This is a genomic window from Streptomyces sp. SID12488, from assembly GCF_010548275.1.
GTDB lineage: Bacteria > Actinomycetota > Actinomycetes > Streptomycetales > Streptomycetaceae > Streptomyces.
The window spans coordinates 1-416 of sequence record NZ_JAAGLT010000146.1 but is presented as its reverse complement, the minus strand read 5'-3'; the positions used below and the strand labels follow the sequence as shown (position 1 = coordinate 416).

Genomic DNA, 416 nt, shown 5'->3' with positions numbered 1-416 from the left:
TGTGAACAGCCCGAGCGCGCCGACGAGTTCAACCGCCTCGCCACCGACTTCTTCCTCCACTGATCCCACCGAGGAGATCCCCCATGTACATCCGCGCACTCGGCTACCTCCGCATCGAGACCGCCGACCTCGCCGCCTGGCGCACCTACGTCCTCGACATCCTCGGCATGGTCGAAGCCGAAGGCACCACGGACACCCCCCTCAACATCCGCATCGACGACCGCACCCACCGCTTCCAGTTCATCGCCGGCACCCGGGACCGGCTGCTCGCCGCCGGCTTCGAGGTGGCCAACGCCCGCGCCCTGGAGGACGCCGCCGCCACACTGGAGAGCGCCGGACACCCCGTCAAGCGGGGCGACGCCGACACCCTCGCCGACCGCCGCGTCCAGGGCCTCATCCACTGCGAGGACCCCAGC

Annotated in this window: 1 pseudogene; it reads left to right on the top strand. The window is 70.4% G+C overall.

The window, feature by feature from the left end:
• Positions 1-83: 83 nt before the first annotated feature.
• Positions 84-416: pseudogene (locus tag G3I56_RS42920) on the top strand (2,3-dihydroxybiphenyl 1,2-dioxygenase); the annotation flags it as partial.